Here is a 20,621-nt window from a genome sequence, read left to right as displayed (position 1 = left end):
TGAGTTTTCCCTTGAAGCCCGTTGAAGACTACAACGTTGATAGGCAAGGTGTGGAAGCGCAGTAATGTGTGAAGCTAACTTGTACTAATTGGCTGATTGTCTTGACCATATAATCTGAGCTACTTCATTTCATAGCTCCAGATACAAGTTTAAAAGTATTAAAGTGAGGTTCTTGACCTCACTTACAAAAAAATGTGCACCTCTTTATTTACCTAAAGCATAATTCGGGTATAATAGCCCCCATTATGCATAAACAGTTTTCCTGGCGACCATAGCGTCTTGGAACCACCTGATCCCATCTCGAACTCAGAAGTGAAACGAGACCGCGCCAATGATAGTGTGAGGTTTCCTCATGTGAAAGTAGGTCATCGCCAGGGTTTTATTCTTGAAAGCGGCTTTAAGCCGCTTTTTTTTTGCTAAAAATTTCAGAAACTACCAACTTATTATCTTTTTAAGCTCATTCGTTCCATTGAGCGTCTACACTTGTGATTCTCGGATAAAATTGTAGCCTTAATGAGTCTCACGATTTAATCCTTATCATTTTTTCAGAACTTCAACCTCAACCTCGATAAAAGATAGTTATCGAGATACACTGGATAAAACAAATATTTGAGTAGCTTATGAAAAAGAACAACTTCCTAATTTATGGCTCTTATGGATATACGGGTAACTTGATTGCGCAATTAAGTGTGCAGCAAGGATTAAAACCGATATTGGGAGGAAGAGATAAAAAGAAATTAGAACATCAAGCCTCCGCTTTAAATTTGGAATACCGAGTATTTGATGTGGATGATCTGGAACAAACCAAAAAAGGGCTCCACGATCTTATGGCTGTCATTCATTGTGCTGGACCATTCAAACATACTTACAAAAATATGGCACTGGCATGTCTTGATGTGAAGACTCACTACTTGGATATTACCGGCGAGGCCAGGGTAATAGAGGAACTGATGGCAATGAATGACCAAGCGCTTAGAAATGGGGTTATGTTACTTCCTGGTTCTGGGTTTGACGTGGTACCAAGTGACTGTTTGGCCGCTTACTTAAAACGTTGTTTGCCAGACGCAAACCGATTAGTACTTGCTATTGCATCATTTAACGGACATGCTGGTTTAAGTATCTCTCACGGTACAGCCAAAACAATGGTAGAAGATATCCCTGAAGGGAGTCTGATTCGAGATAATGGAGTTTTAAAAAAAGCTCCTTTTGGTTGGAAGAGCCATTTTTTTGATTTTGGTACTCCAAAGAAGATGTTATGTACCACGATTTCTTGGGGGGATTTAGCTTCAGCATGGTGGTCTACCCAAATTCCACATATAGAAACTTATATGGCTTTACCTAGAAAAGTGATTAAATTTAAAAATGTAATTAATTCATTTAAATGGCTTTTTAATTGTGCGCCAATTAAAAAGTATATAATACATAAAATCAATCAATTACCTGCTGGACCTACTGAAGAGCAAAGACAAAATTCAGTGGTCAAAATCTATGGTGAAGTAGTCAATAGTGCAGGGGATAAGTCTGCTGCCCTAATAACTACACCTAATGGTTATTCACTGACTGCTTTATCTACAGTACTAATTATGCAAAACGTTTTATCAGGAAATGCTCCAATTGGTTTTCAAACCCCCTCCACAGCGTATACCGAGGATTTAGTGATGAAAATTTCTGGAGTAACTCGAGTTAAAGTTCACTAATTGTTACTATTATCCATCTTTTATCTGGATAATAAGTCCATGGATATTGAAATGAATTTTAAAAAATATGTAGGGATAACAAATGAAAATTAATAAACGACTTATTGCTTTAGAAAATGGAATGGAAGATGTAAAGACAATCCAATTAGAACTGGCTGAAAAAAATACTCGCTTACAGCTTCTTATAGAGCAAATGGAAGAAGAGTTAGATAAACACGAGCAGACAATAATTAAAGAAGAGTCTGCAAAAGTAAATAATGCAGAATTGCTTAGAGCACATGGCCTTATGAAACAATCAAAGCAAGTGAACCTCCCAGAACCCAGGATCTCTCAACCTAGTCTTTAAATTTACATGACACCTCTATACTTTAGTTTTAGGAAGATAGAATGAGATATCAATCATACCGTTACTATGTTCCTAATTTATATTTTCCCAATGAAGTTTCAACTTAGGCGGTATAATTTAATCGGATTATCACGATGTTTTAAAGTGGCATCACCCACAAATTCACCCTTGAAGTCAGGTAGTTTCTTAATTGCATCTTCAGAGATGAGAATGTTTGTGTTGTATATTTTATTGAGTTGTTCTATATGAGCAGCAGAATTTACTACGTCTCCTATGATAGTATATTCCTGACGTTTTTTGGTCCCTATAGTGCCTGTTACTGCATCACCAAAATGTAGGCCAATTCCTAATTTTAGATTGGGTAGGTTACCTTTTTTTACTTCTTCTTCCGTGCGTTTTATAATCGCCAATGCTGCATTTACTGCATTAGCTACATCATTCCCACTGGATAACGGAGCACCAAATACCGCCATAAAACCATCCCCTAAAAATTTATTAATAATTCCTTTATTGTCATGAATGATTTTTACGATATATTTAAAAAGTTTATTGAGGTACTCCACAACTACCGCGGGTTCATTTTGTTCGGTAAAATGAGTAAAATTTCTTATATCCAAAAACATGACACAAACAGGGAGGTATTCGCTTGAATTGGCATCTTCTGATAACAACTTAGCTACAACTTCTGGAGAAACATGCTTGCCAAAAATCTCTTCAATTCGTTCCCGTTCCTCCTGAGCGTCAAATGCGGTAAGAAGCTGCTTTTTAATTTGCATGGTGACAAAACCAGTGACAATTCCTGCGATTAATATCATGAATCCACGCGCAGCAAAAGCGAACCATGCAACTAAATAGTAATCAATATTTTCGGTGTTAGTATAATTTAGTACGTAATAAGAAAGCCCCCCATATTCAAGAGCTCCAATCAATCCTGAAAATCGGCATATCCATTCATTCAGCGTTAATGACGAAAGAATGATGAAAAGAAAGTAAAGTAAGATAGGTGGCATTAAAAGCACATACACTGGTGTTTGAAATGTTGTAGCGATAATCAGCCCTAATGTTGGAACACTCATTTCAATAAACGCATTCATGTATCGAAGAACGATAGGCAAATTTTTCTTATGAACTATATGCCAACAAATAACTTTACGCATCATAAAAAAATAGAGTGCAACACACGCTAAATAGCTAGGTAAAAGCAAGGCGGAGATGTTCGCAATACGAAAAAATATTTCGGGGGAATGTATGATAAATGTTATCCACATGAGGGATAATAAACTGAAAATAGTAGCTAAAATTGTGGTTCTTAGTTTTTCGGTTTTTAATATTTCTGCTTCCAAAGGCGTTTGAGTCATTTCATCTTATCCCTATCTTTTCTTTTATTTTAGATGAAATTTTTACAAGTTTTTTCAGCGATTGGGTGGAAATGAAGTAGGCAACATCGCAGCATATATATTTAGAGTTTTGGGCCGTTGTAGTGGGCTAAACTTGGTTTTCTTAAGGGTTTTACCTGGCTCAGGAGTGATACCTTATAAGGATGCCAAATGTTTATCTTTGAGACGTACATAATGTTGTGCTGAGTATTCTAACATTTCAAGTTCCTGCTGGGTTAATTTTCTGATTGCCCTAGCAGGATTTCCAAGATATAGATAACCACTTTCGAGTACTTTTCCAGGTGAAACTAAAGAGCCCGCACCGACCATAACATGATGGGGTATATGTACAGCATCCAAAATTAATGCGCCCATCCCAATAAGACAAAAATCGTCAACGATACACCCATGTAATACCGCTTGATGCCCAATTGTAATTCCTTGGCCTAAAATTAGCGGTTGTCCTCCTGAAGAATAGGGACCATCATGAGTCACATGTAAAATTGCCCCATCTTGAATACTGCACGCATTACCTATTTTAATCGAGTTAACGTCCCCACGTAAAACAGCCATGGGCCAAACAGATACATCGTCCCCAAGGGACACATCCCCAATGAGAACTGATTTAGGATCAATGTATACTCTTTGTCCTAATGATGGAGATTTACCTTGAAAACTGCGAATAGAATCATTCATATTATTAAACCATAGTCACAAATTCTTCTGCACTTGTGGGATGAATGGCAACTGTATTATCAAAATCTTTTTTACAGGCACCCATCTTGACTGCCACCCCAAAGCCTTGCAGCATTTCATCCGCTGCTAAGCCAATGACATGCAACCCAATAATTTTTTCTTCTTTACCTAAGGTAACTAATTTCATCACGGTAGGTATCTTTTCTTCAGCAAATGCTTCAAACATTGGATTAAAACGAGTTTGATAGGTTTTAATTTGCTCTTTACCGTATTGTTCAATAGCCTCCTGCTCACTAAGACCAACTGTTCCAATGGGTGGGTGGCTAAAGATTACGGTGCTAATGTTCTCATAGTTCAGGCAAGCTTCGGGTTGTTGGCCAAATAAACGATCTGCTAAACGACGGCCTGCAGCAATTGCTACAGGAGTAAGGGCGGGGGCATTGGTTACATCACCTAGGGCATAGATCCCCTGAGTACTAGTGTTCTGGAAAGGATCGACCAAAATCAAACCTTGTGCATCAGTGGTAACATGTACTTTTTCCAGGTTTAGGCCAGAGGTTCTGGGTTTCCTTCCCACAGCAGCAATAATGACATCGATATCTTGAATTATCGAGCCACTACAACATACGATTGATTTTCTACCATCACTATGCAAGTTTATTTCTTTTGCCTTATGATTTGAGTGAATATGAATACCTTGTTGTTGCATAACCTCCATTAAGGTATCCCCTAGGATATTATCAAAGCGGGATAAAGGTCTTGTACCTCTCATTAATAGGTGTGTTTCACTTCCGAGCCCGTTTAATACGCCTGCCAGCTCGACTCCGATGTATCCACTCCCAATAATAGCTACTTTTTCCGGCTGTTTAGACAAAGCAAAGAAACCATCAGAGTCAATAACATGTTGAACGCCATGGATCGTGGGTAAGGACGGTTCGCCACCTGTTGCAATGATGATATGTTGTGCTTGATATTGCTCGTCATTTACTTGAATTGAGTGCGGATTGACAAAAGCCCCAGTACCTTGAATTAAAGTGATGTTGCATTGGGTAAAACGTTTTGCGTAATTTTCTCTGAGTCGCTCTATGTAGGCATTTCGTTTAATAACTAGAGTGTTCCAGTCAAGTTTTGTTGCGGTAAGAGAAAAGCCATATTCAGGCGCATGATGTATCATTTCATTAATCATGGACGCATTGAACATGATTTTTTTGGGGACACATCCTAAATTGACGCAGGTACCCCCTAAATAGCTTGGCTCTACTACAGCAACCTTGGCTCCATATTTGGCGGCTCGCACAGCACTGGCAATCCCGCCACTACCACCACCGAGAACAATAAGATCAAATTGTTTGTTTTTCATAGACAATTTTCGACAAATAAATTTATAGTATCAGGAACTGTCCAATCAACCAATATAAAATTCCCATTAAATATTTGCCTCATGGGAAATTTTTTTCCTAGTGTTTTTTTTGTTGCCTATTAACCGATTTTTATAAAAGAAGTAGTGCAAATACAGCGTTTCGATTCTGAATTATCTTTTGAACCATTTGTAATCAATTATTTCGGATCTCTTCCTTGAGCATGATCAGGATTAGGTTTTAGGAGATTTTGAGTTGCAACTGAGTCTTATTCGAGTTTTTTTGCAATAGGATTAGAGATTTGGTTAATGCACGAATGGAAAATTTTGAGAATTTGATTCAACAAGGTTATCGGAATTTTGTTTTATTAAATCTTCCCGATCTGTCGTTAACTCCAAGATTTAGGAAAAAAAGTACTAAGGAACAAGAAAATGCTGCCAAATGCTCGAAATATTTTAATAAACAATTGACAGCTAAAGTCCAGCAAGTTATTGAAAAATATAATTATTCAAATACTCCTTTGCATCTTTCAGTTTTTAATGTCAGTACGCAATTTGAAAAAATTTATACTCATTGCGAAGAGTATGGGTTCGATAAAATTAAATTAGCATCACCCTTTATTGAGTCGGAAGAATTTAAACAAAGTCAAAAAAATCTGATGCACCAAAAAGAACATATTTCTCCAGCGGATGGTTATATGTTTTGGGATGACATACATCCAACTATGGATACTCATACTTGGTTAGCAGTACAATTTAAAGAGGCATATAACGCGATTTTCCAATTTATTCCCCCGGAACCAGTAAAAAATGTTGTAAAGATGCAGAAGATGCCACACATCCATTTTCATCTGCACCTTATGCCCATTTGCCTGCGGAGGTAGTAAAGATAATAAATAATCTTCATCGAAGTGCCATCAGCTTAGAACAATCATTTTGTGCATCCCGTAGGAGCGACGTGAGTTTTAAAACAATTTATTTTTAATTTACAGTGCCAAAGTGGGAATTTACAGGAGATCGAGGCTTCTATTAAAGCATTTACCCAAGATACTGAAAATATGAAAATGATAAAACGCAATAGTTCATTTTTTGATTTTTTTGCATGTAAGAAAACAACTTATCCTGAAGATTATATAAGTGAACTAAGTAGAGTGGTTGCAGAAAATATGAAGCATAAGCAGCTCGTAATATGATTCAATATACATCCTTCCCGGGTACGTGCAGCGAAAACCCGGGATTTTGAGGCTCAATAGTTTCACTCGGTAAAGGAGTCGTTACTCAGTGCTTATTTTGAAGTTTACATCAACATTCCCACGAATTGCATTCGAATAAGGGCAAATTGTATGAGCTTCAGCTACTAATTTTTCTGCTTCTTTTTGATTTAAACCCTTAATGTGGGTATGCATTTCAACTCCAAGCTTATATCCTTTTTCTGGTGTGGGATACAAAGAGACTTGAGAGAGAATTGAGACATCTTGCAGAGGAATGTTCTGTAAACTGGCAACATGACGCATTGCACTCTCAAAGCATGCTGCATAACCTGCAGCAAATAATTCCTCTGGATTGGTACCACCGCCTTGACCACCTAATTCCTGGGGTTTGGCGAGGTCCAGCCTTAATAATCCGTCGGAGGTTTCTATATGACCATTACGGCCGCCGTGGGTTCGTGCTGTTGCAGTATATAAAGCTTTCATATTTTAGTCCTTTAATGATAACCGATCAAAGTTAGAGTCGATTGATGAATTTGTCAATCAGGAAACTTTATATATTTTTTTGCATTCTTGATTAGGTACCGTAGGACTTTTTACACCAATAAACGAACCTCTATCTAAATAATTACATACGTGTTCAGTATTTAACTTATTCAAACATTGAGATAGCGTCTGGTGGCAATGCGGAAAAATTGATCCATTAGAATTAAGCGCCTGATATTGTTGGTTGTTCCAACTGTTTGGATCACTTGTATAATAAGTAGTAAAATTTTTTATTTTTAAATTATTACCCAGGCTAAATATTTTCATCGCTGGGTAATTGTGATGAATACGGCTAACAGCTGGATTAGAATAAGCATATATATTACTTCCATCATTTAAATGGATTTTTCTAAATCCATCCATATGCGTATGAGAGGTAAGTAGAGTGATTTCACCGTATGATTTTTTATTGTTGTTTAATATGCTTATAAATTCTTGCAGATAAGGTTCATGCCAAATAGGCTCCCCCCGATATGAAGTTCCAGGTGGTTCATGCATAGCAATTAAAAGTTGTTTGGCGTGATGTTTTTTTAATTGTTGTTTCAGCCACGAAAGTTGAGTTAAAGCATCATGCTCCTGATTTGTATACTTTGAAAGAATAGGTGTTCTTGTCCATTGAGTTGCATTTAAGGCTATCAAAATAATTTCTTTATCCCCAGGGATTACATAACTCGAATAATATCCATCTTGATACATATGACTGTCATCTATAATTAATCCTTTACAGTGAGCACAAGCTCCATCCCAGTCCGTAGCAAAATTTAATGGAGAAACGCCATTTGATTCGAAGGGTTGGTAATTACCAAGTAAAGAGTCATTGTTCCCTGCAATGTAAAAAATAGGTTTCAGATCCTTATCGTTCTCATATAATTCATCAAATACAGTTTTTTCAAACTCACCTTTTTTAGGTGAATTAAATAAAGAGTGAGTGGGTAAATCACCTAAGCAAAGAATGAAGTCTACTTTTTTACTTAGTTTTTCATATTCCTTCATGGTAATTTTTAGAAATTCTGGCCCAGTATCCTCTCCATCACGAGATTGATTTGTACTGCCGTAATGAATATCACTAATTGTTAAAAAACTTGGGGCCGCATACAGAGAATGGACAAAGCAAAAAACCAGTAGAATAATTTGAACAAGTGAATTCAATTAAATCTCCATTGCTATTTACTAAAGAATATAATGTATATTAAATCATTTAGGTTGGGTCACGAAACTTATAGAATTAAGGTTTCTCAAGTTTCGTTGCGTGTCCCAATGATTCATTCCTAAGCCGCTTCGCGAATACTCCATACTCTTTGTATTTGATTGGGCATCTCTGGCGCTTGTATCCACAGTAAAGTAGGTCTACCCGAAGGATTAATCGGTAGTGTCTTAGAAGACAACATGACTGCAAAAGGATATTTTTTTACTACGGATTGCAATGTTGCCCATACTTTTCCAGGATCCGCTTGGTTATCGTTTACTATGAGTTCATTACCTCGATACACTATATTAACAGGTTGCCCTCTCAGCGCTGTTCGAATCGCAGACTCCAAACGTCTCCATCGGGCTTGATGTACTTTTTGTTTTTCAGCTTGGGTAGGATTTAATTGAAAACTAATGCGCTGGTGCGGTGAAAAAACTCGACTCAAACGACTACTTTCCGGGTTTTTCTGTAGAAAATAAGTAATAATTGCATCCAATACGGGTCGTCCTGGTCCGGAGGCTTTTCCTGGTTGCCTATTGACATACATTGCAAAAGCCAACGTATGACCATTGGCAGTATATAAATATCCTGAAAGACTATTTATTCCGGTCATGGTACCGGTTTTAGCCCGCACAAAACCTTGTTGGATAGGAATCCGAAATCTTTTTTGTAAGGTACCATCTCGTCCAGAAATAGGTAATGCGGAAATATATTCATAAGATAATGGAAAACGTTGGTATAGAAATTTTAAAAGTGAAATGGTTTGCTCAGGAGTTACTAAACTGTATCGTGATAAGCCCGATCCATCAGTAAAAATCGCATTCGAAAAATCGATTCCAGTCTGTGATTGTAAAAAATTTTTGATTAAAGGCTCGGCTCCTCGCCAGTTTACGGGTGCCCCTTTGAGCTTTTCAGCAGCATGCAAATAAAGGCTGTCTGCATAGAGGTTATCAGAGGGCTTTAACGTATCTGCCATCAATTGGGATACGGGTTTAGAGTGTTGGGTCGCAATTAACAAAGAACCTGCGGGAGTTTTGCCTAACTGTACTTGACCGTTCAGTTGTATATTGGCTTTTAGCAGTTGGTTTTTGATCATGGCTTGAGTGTACATTAAAGGGTTTTTTATAGCCAATTTTTGTTGTACGGCCCACTGTCCAACTCCGACACAACCACGAACTGTTAAATGATTGTCTTGATCTAAACTAAAACCTACACCACACCCTTGGGTGTTGGCTTTTGTTGTAGCCTGGTTATTTAAGGTGATAGCGCCACCACCGTCGTCTGCTTCCACGATCGCCGGATCTCCAGCCTGCGCCCCTGGATTTACAGTGACCGTCAAACGATTAGAGTCAACCATTACGGGGGCATTGGGAGCCCCATAACTGTAGGATAAATCGGATGTTAACCAACCTGGGGGATAAGGGGAAACTTCAGCAAAACTGCTATCTATGTACACGTTACCTTGGATGGTATGGATATTCCATTCTTTTAGCGAGTAAAGTAGCGTATTTAAATCATTACGGCTAAATGAAGGGTCTCCACTTAATTGCACATAAACATTACCCTGGAGTACACCTTGTTGTATGCTACCCGCACTTATATTCAATTGGTTTTTGAAGCGATAATCCGGCCCAAGAACCATCAAAGCAGCTGCTTCTGAAAAAAGCTTCATGTTACTTGCAGGGATATACAAACGCGCTGCATTCCGGCGATATAAGGTTTGGCCAGAAGTTAAGTCAAGAACGACAATTCCGAGATTAACATTCGGATTGATACGGTTAATTAGCTTATCTACTTCGCTTTGGATACTGGCACCCTGTGATAGTGCTGATAAGGCTAATAAAAACGCGCCAGTTAAGGTCCTTTTCATTGATATCGTTCCTTTTGCTTTATCACGTGTTGAATAAAAAATTGATAAGTTAGTTTAATCATATCTCAAGCCCAATCGCTCCAAAAGTCCTGCGAGAGTATCATTATCAAAAAATTTAACTTGTAACCATCCGCCATCGCCATGATCGTTTATTATTTGCACAGGCGCTCCCACTTGCTCTGCCAATAGAGCTTGTAATCGCTCAATGTCCCGATCTCTTTTAGCATTTTGGGGAGTTGAAAATTGTTTATTCTTTTGCGTTTTAACTGCTTGTTCCAACTGTCTCACTGACCATTCTTGCTCTATAGTCTGTTGGGCTAAATACTCTTGTTGGCCTGGATTTAATCCTACGAGAACTCGCGCATGCCCCAAAGATAAGGTTTTATCCCGAATTAAATTTTTTATTGATTCACTTAAACTGAGTAGACGAATAATATTGGCAATATGACTGCGCGATTTTCCTACTAAAGTAGCTATTTCATCTTGATGGTAGTGAAACTCATCAATCAAACGCCGATAAGCGCTTGCCTCTTCAATCAAATTTAAATCTTCTCGTTGAATGTTTTCAATTAGGGTGAGTGCGCATGCTTGTTTGTCACTATAATTTCCTATTAAACAGGGCACTGTGTGCAATCCTGCTATTTTTGCAGCACGCCATCGTCGTTCTCCAGCAATAATTTCATAACGCTGTTTTGCAATAGTTCGTACGATTAAGGGTTCAATCAAACCCTGAGAGGCAATTGATTGGGCGAGCTCTTTTAATGCGATGTCATTAAAATCTTGTCTGGGTTGATATTGCCCCGCTTGGATGTTTTCTATAGGGACGTGCTGAAATTCAACGTGCATCGAAAATAGTATTGGATAAGCTTGTCATAAATTGTTTCATATTTTCGTAGGAATGGAAATAGCATTCTGGGTAACATAACCGAGGTTTCGTTATGCTTTATACCCGGGTTATGCTTTTTTTACAGCAAGCCGTATATTATTGCTGAAATAGAGATGATACCCATTATCGTTGTAAATAAATTACTTACCACATGGGTGCGATATTTTTTCATTGCAGGAATTTTAGCTGTTGCATACATAGGCATAATAAACAACAGGATAGCAATAACTGGTCCACCTAGAGTCTCTATCATTTTTAAAATGTTGGGATTGATTGTTGCAACAATCCAGCAGGTAATGACCATAAAAATTTCTATGATTCGTTGTAACCTACAGGGACTTATCTTGTTTCCCGTTTGTTTTAGGAAATTGACAATAATACTGCTCAAACCTTCTTTAGCCCCTAAATAATGACCAAAAAACGATTTAGAAATTGCAATAAAAGCGATAATAGGGGCAATACAAGCAATGAGAGGAGTCTTAAAATGATTTGCAAGATAAGACAAAATCGAAATATTTTGTTGTTTTGCTTGTAGAAGGTCTTGAGGTGAGAGACTAAAAACACAACTGAATACAAAGAACATCACCGAAAAGACCATGAGTAGATGGCTGTAGCGCATGATCGAAAGGCTATTACTGTCTGCATCAATACCGTGTTCCTTTTTTTGATTAACCGCAAAAGAAGAAATAATAGGTGAGTGATTAAAAGAAAAAACCATTACCGGAATAACTAACCAGAGCGTCATTAACAATCCATGTCCCCCATTGGCATGTAAAGAGTTGCTTTGTTGCAAAATAGCACTATTCCAGTTGGGTATTAAATAAATAGACAAAAATAATAATGTTGTTGCAAAAGGAAAAACTAATAAGGACATTGATTTAACAATTATTTCTTGTCCAAAACGGACAATAGCCATGAGTCCCAGAATCAGGATTATGGCTAAAAGTGCTCTAGGTGGTGCGGACATACCTAACTGATTCACAATAAAACTTTCGGTAGTATTAGTTATTGCTACACTGTACATCAATAAAATGGGATAAATTGCAAAAAAATACAAGCCCGTCAATATCCTTCCTGCAAAACTACCGAAGTGCTCTTCAACCACCTCGGTAATGTCATTTTGGGTGGAAGAACCTGATAAGACAAAGCGGCATAGGGCGCGATGTGAAAAATAAGTCATAGGGAAGGCAAGGATGGCCATTATTATTAAGGGCCAGATCCCATTAAGTCCTGCATCTATGGGGAGGAAAAGGGTTCCGGCGCCGACTGCAGTACCGTAAAGACTTAACATCCATACGGTATCATGTTTTGTCCATGAAAACTTTTTACTAACTGCTAGGGGTGAACGTATTGCTGCAGCTTCATTTGACGACATTAAAAACATCCTTTATACCGAACACTGTGTTCAATATTAACACTGTGAAGCTAATATTTCAACAGGATCCGCCCCGGCACGGATGTTTCAATAATTAATATTCTAGTTTTGTTCCATAAAGCCTGTCTCCTGCATCACCTAAGCCTGGAATAATATAGCCTTTCTCGTTGAGTTGTTGGTCTATTGCAGCCGTGTAAATGGGAATCTCTGGATGCTCTTCATGAAATGCTGCAATGCCTTCAGGTGAGGCGAGCAGACAGAGAAATTTAATCGATTTAGGCTCGATTGCTTTAATTTCTTTAACCGCAGCGATGGCAGAATTTCCCGTAGCTAACATGGGATCAACTACAATCACATCACGATTTCGGGTATGTTCTGGAAGTTTAATATAATATTCAATTGCTTCAAGGGTTTTAGGGTCCCGATACAAACCAATATGGCCGATTCGTGCGGTAGGCACAAGTTGCAACATCCCATCGACTAATCCATTACCCGCACGCAATATGGATACAAAAACTAATTTTTTTCCTTTTAAAACAGGGGATTTCATTGTCGCTAAAGGTGTTTCAATTTCCTCATATTCCATTTCTAAATCACGAGTAACCTCATAAGCGAGCAACATGCTAATCTCATGCATTAGAGTACGAAATTTGACGGTGCTGGTATCTTTTCGGCGCATAATTGTTAATTTATGCTGAATTAATGGATGGTTCACTACAACTACCTGTTGATCGTTCATTTTAACTCCAAACTGCGGTTTAGGTGAAAAATTATAGCCTGGTGAAGCGAAGCGGAAAGCGGGAAACATGGTGTTAGAAATCCCGTTTACGACGTTGTCCTTAACCAGGCTACTTAGCCAAGCTAGAAACGGTCTTAAATTTAAAATACGGTACCGTCACTAATGATTTGAATAGGGGGGGTACCTTGGGGTCGTTTTTGTTTCGCAATCCGCCGTCCGGCTTCCCAAGTTCCTCCTTGCAAAATTTTAGCCAAGGGCAGCTCGTGCGCACTCTTTTGCAATTTTTTTCTGATTAAAGCAGCTAATTCATCTAAAAGTGAAACCGTTAATGCACGCCACTCCACAATTATTTCTGAATCAGGGGGCAGTGCATTTTTTAGAATTTCTTGGTTTTTAAATTGCAGTACACTACAATCTATAAGCAATCCACCATTTCGATATTCTGGTAAACCTGTGAGCTCTTCCAGATGAGTTACTGTAATTCCTGCTTGTTCTAAGGGTTCAATTAAGGAATAAGTAAGCCACTGAGATAATTTATGAAATGGAATATAACCCGATCCAGGTTCATTTGTTTTTAGAGGATTATATTCCCAGACGTCTCCAAGGGGTATTCCCTCAAATGAAAGTCTGGCCGGCCATATTTCGTTGAATGTATTGAGTACTTCCTGAAAAATTTGCGTGGCTGTAACTTTGTTATTTACTGCCAAGGAGCTTATATAAGTATAAAAATCACCCAAGCGGTTTTCTTTTCCAAAATGATATTGATCGTGTTGGATTAACCTGCCCAGTCGATTGAGAAGAGCAACTCTTCCGGTAAGACCTTCAAGAGGATTGTCGGGAGTCACTTGAAATCCATGCCGGAGTGCCTCTTCACCAAAAGCCAATAACCGCTCTGCATCTATTCTCAACGGTTCAGTTGGGATGGCACTAAAAACACCCTCTTGGTAAAGAGATAAGCTGGCTAAGGCTAAGCCTTCAGATCGTGAATATTCTATACCTGTCCCAGGCTCCTTGAAGCGCCAATGTTGACCGGCACCAGCATCTAAAAATACACTGATGATAACCAGTTCATAAAGAATTTTTCCTTGTTGTTCTGCAGGAAGGATATTCATGTGTTCCTGCATTTTTTTTATTCGATCAATCCCACCAGCTTCAAAATGACGCCAACGACTGTGATAAGGAATATCAAGATTTGGATAATTATCTTGAATTACTTCAATAACAAAGGAGGCTGTGCTGGTCATTTTTTCAGGATCTAAAACAAAATAAACTGATTTATCTTGCTTTACGCGATCCAAAATAGCTTGTGAGCGCACACGTATAGTACGTGGATCCTTTAACGTAGCTATTACTTGGGCAGTTTCATGTACATTACTCATTAAGGTCACGTCCTTTAGTTCTTGCTAATTCATTTATGTCCACAATTCGATCGGGTGAATAGTAACCCGCTGCACGTTTAGCATTCATTTCTACTTGTGCATCAAGGGGAATGAGCTCATCGGGAATCGATACCCGTTCTACTACCTGAATTCCCGATTTAAGTAATGCATCATATTTCATATTGGACATGGAAACGAAACGGTGGATCTTGGTAATCCCTAGCCAATGCAAAATATCAGACATTAATTCTTGAAAACGCATGTCTTGAACTCCCGCAACACATTCTGTTCTTTCAAAGTATTTTGCAGCTGTATCGCCACCTTTCTGTCTCTTGCGGGCGTTATAAACTAAAAACTTGGTTACTTCACCGAGTGCTCTTCCTTCTTTTCGGTTATAAACAATCAAACCGCCTCCTCCCTTTTGTGCGGATTCAATAGACAGTTCGATTCCATGTACTAAATATGGCCTACAGGTGCAAATATCCGATCCAAATACATCAGAACCATTGCATTCATCATGAATACGACATGTAAGCTCAATTTTGGGATCGTGGATGGTGGTTACATCACCAAAAAAATAGGCAGTCATACCACCTATTGGAGGTAAAAAAACATCATAATCAGAACGTGTTACCAACTCAGGAAACATCCCAGCTGTTTGCTCAAATAGAGTACGACGCAAAAGTGATTCTGAAACCCCAAAGCGTTCCGCGATTCCGGGTAAATACCACACGGGTTCTAGCGCGACTTTAGTTACGGCTACATCTCCAGATTCTTTTAATATTTTTCCATCCGGTTTAAGCCGACCTTTTTGAATGGCTGTATGCAATTCTGGAATATTAATATGAGCTTTGGTCACGGCTATTGTAGGCCGAATGTCATATCCTGCCTGAATTTCTTCTGCGAAAACACTAGCTACAAGATGCCCCCAGGGATCAAGTGAGACGATTTTCTGAGTATCACTCCATTGAGGATGAGGACCTATATCAACCGGAGGTGTGGTATCAGTAAGATCGGGAACATGCTCAGGGTCTAATACTCCAGCAGCAACAGCCAGCGCTCGATAAACTGAATATGAGCCAGAATGAGTACCCACTGCATTGCGATTTTTTATATTAGTGAGGGAGGCTATTACCGGACCACGTTCTTTCGGATTTTCCGCGCCCCATTTTATTCTTAATGGTGCAGCAGTATGTCCGGATGGATGTGAGGATAAAACAATATGTCCTTTGGATTTTTTTTTGGACTCATCTTGAACCATAGTACTAATCCTTTAAAGATACCTACTTTATAAATTATCATAACAGAAGAAATTAATTGGTAGAAAGTACTATTTTCCATATCGAATAGAGAAACTTGGGTCATTGTACTGGGTTAATATTCTCGTTATTATGGTTCGTTTTTTATTAATCACTAGAAATAACACTAAAAGTTCGCTTCGGTTTTTGTTTCGCTATACCGAAATACAATTTTTTTATTTTAATGTGAAACAATTATTGTTAGGGAATACAACATTATGACTACTTTAATTCTTTGCTTGTTCATTGCAATATTATTGCCTTATCTTCTCAAGATTGTGGTTGCTAATTTCATGCAAAAAGAAGGGAAATACGATAATCATTATCCAAGGGCTCAACAAGCAAGATTACAAGGGATGGGAGCACGAGCTGTTGCTGCTCATCAAAATAGTTTTGAATCATTACTCGTATTTGCTACTGCTGCATTAACCGCAATGGCGACTAATCATATCGGCACAACAATTCAAATTTTGGCGATTATTTATATTATCTCCCGTTTTATTTATTGTTATTTTTATTTAATGGATATGGCTTCGTTAAGATCAGCCATCTGGTTCATTGGTTTTGTTTCTTGCTTGATTATTTTGGGACTATGCCTGGTGTGATTTGTTATACTATGAGCTTCATTGGCGTAGGTGTCATTAATTAAGAAGGTAAAAGGGTTTTTTGATGCACAAAGAAAATGATGTTCAGCCGGTTTCGTTACACCCATTACTGGTTTTTGTTGTATTAATGCTTATGATACTGATGCAAATGACAACGGATCAGTATATTCCCTCATTACCCGCAATTACCAAGATATTTAACAGTAATGAAGCATCCATACAATTAACGTTATCTCTTTTTATGCTTGGCTTGAGCATTTCCCATGTATTTTATGGTCCTTTATCCGACAAAATTGGTCGTAAACCACCGCTTATGTTTGGAGTAGGTCTCAGTATTTTAGGCAGTTTAATTTGTTTTCTTGCACCTTCAGTTTTGGTCTTAATTATTGGTCGTTTTATTCAGGGATTTGGTATTGGGTGTTGTGGTTCAGTAGGCCGTTCTTTAGTCCGTGATCTCTTTACTGATAGAGTCTTATCTAAAATTGGTTCTTATGTGGGTATTGTAAGTGTTTTTATTATGGTTGCTTCTCCGGTTCTTGGAGGCTATATCCAGGAACATTTTGGATGGCGTATTAATTTTTTATTTTTGTTAGTATTCGGTGTTATTATATGGATTATAGCTTTATGTACTCTTCCCGAAACAAATAAAAATCTTAATCCGGATGCAACTAAATTAAGAGTAATGCGCGACAATTATTTTACTTTATTAAAATCGAAAGTTTTTTTAGGTTATGCATTGTGTGCTTGTCTTGCTTCTGCCGGTTTAATTGGTTATCTCGCGATCGCTCCTTTCCTATTCCAGGATACCTTAGGACTTAGCCCTGTAGAGTTTGGTCAATTGACAATATTTATTGCCGGCGCAATTTGTGTGAGCGGAATAATTAATAGTCAAATGGTGATGAAAAAAGGGGTCTCCTATATGGTATGTATCGGAATTATCTTTATGATATTAGGCGGTTCTACCATGTTATGTTTGTCCCTTATAGGATTGGAGAACGTACTTTCCATTATGATTCCTGTGTCTTTGTTTAGCATAGGAATGGGATTTACTTTTATCAATGCATTTGCTGGAGCGTTCCATCCATTCCCTCATATGGCGGGAACTGTGGGTGCTTTATATGCATGCATGCAAGACTTAAGTTCTGCATTGTCTAGCGGCCTAATCGCTTTAGGTGAATGGTATGGCCAATTCTCATTAGCGATAATTTTACTTATCTTAGGATTAGGTTCTTTCGCTTCGTGGTATTATCTGGCCTCCCAAGAACATTAAGAGAGGTTGTTTATGAAAATTACTGAGAACGAATTAAAAAATATTATAGCCAAGCTTTCAGGGGCTAAAGCAGAAGAAATTCATGACGATACTGCATTAATAGAAGATTTACATTTAGACTCATTGAAAATAGTAGAGTTACTGGCCATTCTTAGCGAAGAATATAATTTAGCAGTGACTGAAGAAGATGCAATGAATTTTCATACCTATAAAGATTTATTCGATTTTACTCAGGCGTAACCTTTTGGTGAGTAGCATTCCGAACTAGGTTAGGTTACTCCAAATTATAATACGTCGTCACTATTGATACCCGGGTTATGGCGATGCCTTCACCCAGGTGTATCATTTAGGGCTTTAGAATTGCACCTAAGGTGTTTTCCTCACTCTGCTTCATAAAATAGACGAGTAGCATGCAAACGGCCACCATTCCTACAAAAGCTGCTCCTTTAAAAAAAGAAAGATTTTGGGTTGGGGATCCTGATTTTGACGGTGCTTTTTCTCCCGATGTCTTACCAATTTTATACCACTCATGCTCGGGGGAGAATAATATAGAATTGGGTTCAATTTTTTTATAGCGGTCAAGTAAGTTATGCAATTGCTCTTTGTGTTGTTTTTCATAAATCGCAGCATCTACTTTATCGAGCAGAGTATTGCTTTTTTGAGATTCTGAGTCTTCTAAAAACTCACTACATTTTTGATGTAGCTCACGAATGGGTTTCGCAAATTCCTCTTTGCTGTATCGTGTAAGCGCATTACGTTTTAAGATTGGAAGGGCATGTTGTAGACTTTTTTCTTCCAATTCTATAGAAGGATCTGTAACTAATTTTATAGCAAGGTCCAGAATGTAAAAAGCAATTGCAACACTATCATATTCAGTTTGTTTTTGTATTTCTGTTACTGGTTTTGAGGAAGTAGAATAGGGAATGTTTGCTGAGCCAGCGATCTTTTTTAATTGTTTGATTTGCTCATTGACTCGTCCCATCAAGGGCGTATGAATATTGTTTTCATCGAGGAGCCAGCCTGCATATCCTCGCAGATGCTCTTGTTCAAGATAAAATTTAACTTGCTCAAATATTGAGGAAAATAATTCGGAAGAAATAGGTTTATCTTTACTTGCGTGTTCCATTTCATCCATAAGTTGCCCCGCAAAATTAAGCAGCTCATTTACTTCTTGAAAAACAAGTTGTCCATTAAGACGAGCATCGGGGCCTATTCCTATTTTTGGTAAAGCAACGTATTTTTTAATTTGAATATCAATTAGTGGACATAGAAATTCGAATAATTCTTTTTGACTTTTCATAGTTCTTCCATTCTGAATATAGTGAGATAGATTATCTGATGACTTTAATGAACGCAATAAAGCAAGCGTGATCTAATTTCCTTAAAGAGATATATACTAAAAAGATGAAGGTGTAGTTTCGCCAGGAATAACATGGAAACAAATCGTGGATTATCCGTAACGACTCAGTCATTGCAGGTTATAGAAAGCATCAATCACTTCCATCAACAAGTCTTGGGAGCAGGAAAGGAACCACATTTTATTTTAGAGGCGGTCAAAACTAATCCGGATAATTTGCTTCTCCAAGTTTATACGGCTGCATTTTATCTTTATGGCCAAACTGATCCCGCAACTGCTTTAGCAAAAAAGCATTTAGAGCATGCTGAAAAATTATTGTCTTCGGTTAGTTTAAGAGAAAAATTAACCTATCAAGCAGTTAAAGCCTGGATGAATTTAGAGTATGAAACAGCTATAACTATATTCGCGGCATTAACTGCTTTATATCCGCGCGATACTTTAGCCGCGAAGTTTGCTGAATGGTTATTTTATTGTTCAGGACAAGCGTACAATGCCCATCACTATTTGAAATTCTGTGAACAAATAGCTACTCATAATCAGGATGAATCCCACTTTTTAGCGATGCATTCTTTTGCAGCCGAATTATCAGGTCACTTAACAGACGCGCAACGTCTTGCGGAGCAGGCTTTGACTCTCCAACCGCTTACCCCATGGGCACACCATACTTTGGGTCATATCTATCTCAACACAAAAAATAGTGCAAAAGGTATAGCCTCTTTAGAAACATTTCGAGAGAGCTGGGAGCAGATTTCAACTCTTCTTCGTGGACATAACAGTTGGCATTTGGCTTTATTTTATCTGGCGTTACGACAAGTAGATAAGGTGATGGACTTATATCCTGTTATTTTTGGTACTTCTCCCGACATCATTACCGAGCAAATAGATGCTATTTCACTATTATGGCGGCTCGATATGGCAGGATTGCCGCAACTCGATCAGTTTAAGATCGTGGCTAATTATTTGGATAACAACCCTTTTACTCACTACACCGGTTTTAATACGGTTCATTATGTATATTGTCTTGCACGCTTGGGTCAGGAAGATGCGGTTCAGAGATCTATGGTATCAATTGAAAATTATGCTAAAGCCTTGCCTCAAGGCTATAACCAATCGCTTTGGCTTTCTGTTATTTTGCCTTTAAGTAAAGGAATTCATGCGTTTGTGAATAATGATTTCAAATTGGCTTATGATTGGATGACTCCCTGCATCTCCAGACGCACAGAAATCGGTGGCAGTGATGCCCAGTCAGAAATTATTGCGCAGACTTATTTACTTTGCTTGGTACATACCAAGAAAAATAATGCGGCAAAGGAGTTTTTTAATTTCCATTTGGCGCACTATCAAGGAACACCTCTGGCTGAATTTTGGTTTGACTCGCAGGTAAGTTTTTAAATGGGAGCCGGAGGAGGCGAAGCAGAATGCCCGCC

Annotated in this window: 19 protein-coding genes and 2 rRNA genes; 9 read left to right on the top strand and 12 right to left on the bottom strand. The window is 38.2% G+C overall.

The annotated features are described in order from the left end of the window. From ACWTE2_RS22300 to ACWTE2_RS22285, 4 genes are all read left to right on the top strand, one after another. Positions 1-109, top strand: a 23S ribosomal RNA gene (locus ACWTE2_RS22300); the annotation flags it as partial. A 152-nt stretch (positions 110-261) separates the two neighbouring features. After that, positions 262-377: ribosomal RNA gene (gene rrf, locus ACWTE2_RS22295) — 5S ribosomal RNA — on the top strand. Between the two features lie 243 nt (positions 378-620). Further along, positions 621-1,697, top strand: a complete 1,077-nt coding sequence (locus ACWTE2_RS22290; protein WP_454784416.1) for a saccharopine dehydrogenase family protein — start codon at positions 621-623, stop codon at positions 1,695-1,697. A gap of 82 nt (positions 1,698-1,779) precedes the next feature. Continuing rightward, on the top strand, positions 1,780-2,043 hold the full coding sequence (locus ACWTE2_RS22285; RefSeq protein ID WP_454784415.1) for a hypothetical protein: 264 nt from the start codon (positions 1,780-1,782) through the stop codon (positions 2,041-2,043). A gap of 98 nt (positions 2,044-2,141) precedes the next feature. Here ACWTE2_RS22285 and ACWTE2_RS22280 read toward each other — a convergent pair whose 3' ends face one another. The 3 genes from ACWTE2_RS22280 to gorA all read right to left on the bottom strand — a co-directional run bounded on the left by ACWTE2_RS22280 (position 2,142) and on the right by gorA (position 5,475). Further along, positions 2,142-3,401, bottom strand: a complete 1,260-nt coding sequence (locus ACWTE2_RS22280; protein ID WP_454784414.1) for an adenylate/guanylate cyclase domain-containing protein — start codon at positions 3,399-3,401, stop codon at positions 2,142-2,144. Between the two features lie 174 nt (positions 3,402-3,575). Beyond that, a complete protein-coding gene (locus ACWTE2_RS22275; protein WP_454784413.1) occupies positions 3,576-4,115 on the bottom strand; it encodes a gamma carbonic anhydrase family protein in 540 nt (179 codons plus the stop codon). A gap of 4 nt (positions 4,116-4,119) precedes the next feature. Further along, a complete protein-coding gene (gorA, locus tag ACWTE2_RS22270; RefSeq protein ID WP_454784412.1) occupies positions 4,120-5,475 on the bottom strand; it encodes a glutathione-disulfide reductase in 1,356 nt (451 codons plus the stop codon). A 299-nt stretch (positions 5,476-5,774) separates the two neighbouring features. Between gorA and ACWTE2_RS22265 the strand changes: the two genes are divergently transcribed. After that, entirely contained in the window at positions 5,775-6,356 is a 582-nt protein-coding gene (locus ACWTE2_RS22265) for an SGNH/GDSL hydrolase family protein (RefSeq protein ID WP_454784411.1), read from the top strand. A 390-nt stretch (positions 6,357-6,746) separates the two neighbouring features. Here the strand turns inward: ACWTE2_RS22265 and ACWTE2_RS22260 are convergent, their stop codons facing one another. The 8 genes from ACWTE2_RS22260 to ACWTE2_RS22225 form a co-directional block, all read right to left on the bottom strand. After that, a complete protein-coding gene (locus tag ACWTE2_RS22260; protein ID WP_454784410.1) occupies positions 6,747-7,166 on the bottom strand; it encodes an organic hydroperoxide resistance protein in 420 nt (139 codons plus the stop codon). A gap of 57 nt (positions 7,167-7,223) precedes the next feature. Further along, positions 7,224-8,375 (bottom strand): metallophosphoesterase, encoded by a 1,152-nt coding sequence (locus ACWTE2_RS22255; RefSeq protein ID WP_454784409.1) that lies wholly within the window; start codon positions 8,373-8,375, stop codon positions 7,224-7,226. A 119-nt stretch (positions 8,376-8,494) separates the two neighbouring features. Next, positions 8,495-10,285: a D-alanyl-D-alanine carboxypeptidase/D-alanyl-D-alanine endopeptidase gene (dacB, locus tag ACWTE2_RS22250; protein WP_182391400.1), complete on the bottom strand. Its 1,791-nt coding sequence runs from the start codon at positions 10,283-10,285 to the stop codon at positions 8,495-8,497. Positions 10,286-10,339: 54 nt separating this feature from the next. Beyond that, positions 10,340-11,131 (bottom strand): ParB/RepB/Spo0J family partition protein, encoded by a 792-nt coding sequence (locus ACWTE2_RS22245; RefSeq protein WP_454784408.1) that lies wholly within the window; start codon positions 11,129-11,131, stop codon positions 10,340-10,342. Between the two features lie 119 nt (positions 11,132-11,250). Further along, on the bottom strand, positions 11,251-12,546 hold the full coding sequence (locus ACWTE2_RS22240; RefSeq protein ID WP_454784407.1) for a serine/threonine transporter: 1,296 nt from the start codon (positions 12,544-12,546) through the stop codon (positions 11,251-11,253). A gap of 94 nt (positions 12,547-12,640) precedes the next feature. Next, a complete protein-coding gene (upp, locus tag ACWTE2_RS22235; RefSeq protein WP_454784406.1) occupies positions 12,641-13,285 on the bottom strand; it encodes a uracil phosphoribosyltransferase in 645 nt (214 codons plus the stop codon). 140 nt (positions 13,286-13,425) lie between these two features. Further along, the gene (locus ACWTE2_RS22230; RefSeq protein ID WP_454784405.1) at positions 13,426-14,664 is read right to left on the bottom strand and encodes a URC4/urg3 family protein; all 1,239 of its coding nucleotides are present in this window, start codon (positions 14,662-14,664) and stop codon (positions 13,426-13,428) included. Further along, complete coding sequence (locus ACWTE2_RS22225) at positions 14,657-15,925, bottom strand: GTP cyclohydrolase II (RefSeq protein ID WP_182391395.1); 1,269 nt, start codon at positions 15,923-15,925, stop codon at positions 14,657-14,659. Before ACWTE2_RS22225 ends, ACWTE2_RS22230 begins: the two co-directional genes overlap by 8 nt. Before the next feature lie 255 nt (positions 15,926-16,180). Between ACWTE2_RS22225 and ACWTE2_RS22220 the strand changes: the two genes are divergently transcribed. The 3 genes from ACWTE2_RS22220 to ACWTE2_RS22210 all read left to right on the top strand — a co-directional run bounded on the left by ACWTE2_RS22220 (position 16,181) and on the right by ACWTE2_RS22210 (position 18,077). Continuing rightward, complete coding sequence (locus ACWTE2_RS22220) at positions 16,181-16,567, top strand: MAPEG family protein (RefSeq protein WP_454784404.1); 387 nt, start codon at positions 16,181-16,183, stop codon at positions 16,565-16,567. 64 nt (positions 16,568-16,631) lie between these two features. Then, entirely contained in the window at positions 16,632-17,837 is a 1,206-nt protein-coding gene (locus tag ACWTE2_RS22215; RefSeq protein WP_454784403.1) for a multidrug effflux MFS transporter, read from the top strand. Between the two features lie 12 nt (positions 17,838-17,849). Then, a complete protein-coding gene (locus tag ACWTE2_RS22210; protein WP_454784402.1) occupies positions 17,850-18,077 on the top strand; it encodes an acyl carrier protein in 228 nt (75 codons plus the stop codon). A gap of 106 nt (positions 18,078-18,183) precedes the next feature. Here the strand turns inward: ACWTE2_RS22210 and ACWTE2_RS22205 are convergent, their stop codons facing one another. Further along, positions 18,184-19,137, bottom strand: coding sequence for a hypothetical protein (locus tag ACWTE2_RS22205; RefSeq protein ID WP_454784401.1), 954 nt, complete (start codon positions 19,135-19,137; stop codon positions 18,184-18,186). Positions 19,138-19,269: 132 nt separating this feature from the next. Here ACWTE2_RS22205 and ACWTE2_RS22200 point away from each other — a divergent pair, with 132 nt between their 5' ends. Further along, entirely contained in the window at positions 19,270-20,586 is a 1,317-nt protein-coding gene (locus ACWTE2_RS22200) for a tetratricopeptide repeat protein (protein ID WP_454784400.1), read from the top strand. The last annotated feature ends 35 nt before the right edge of the window (positions 20,587-20,621 follow it).

It is taken from the genome of Legionella nigrisilvae, assembly GCF_977063395.2.
The sequence above is the reverse complement of the archived record's forward strand: the minus strand, read 5'-3'. Positions and strand labels throughout refer to the sequence as shown.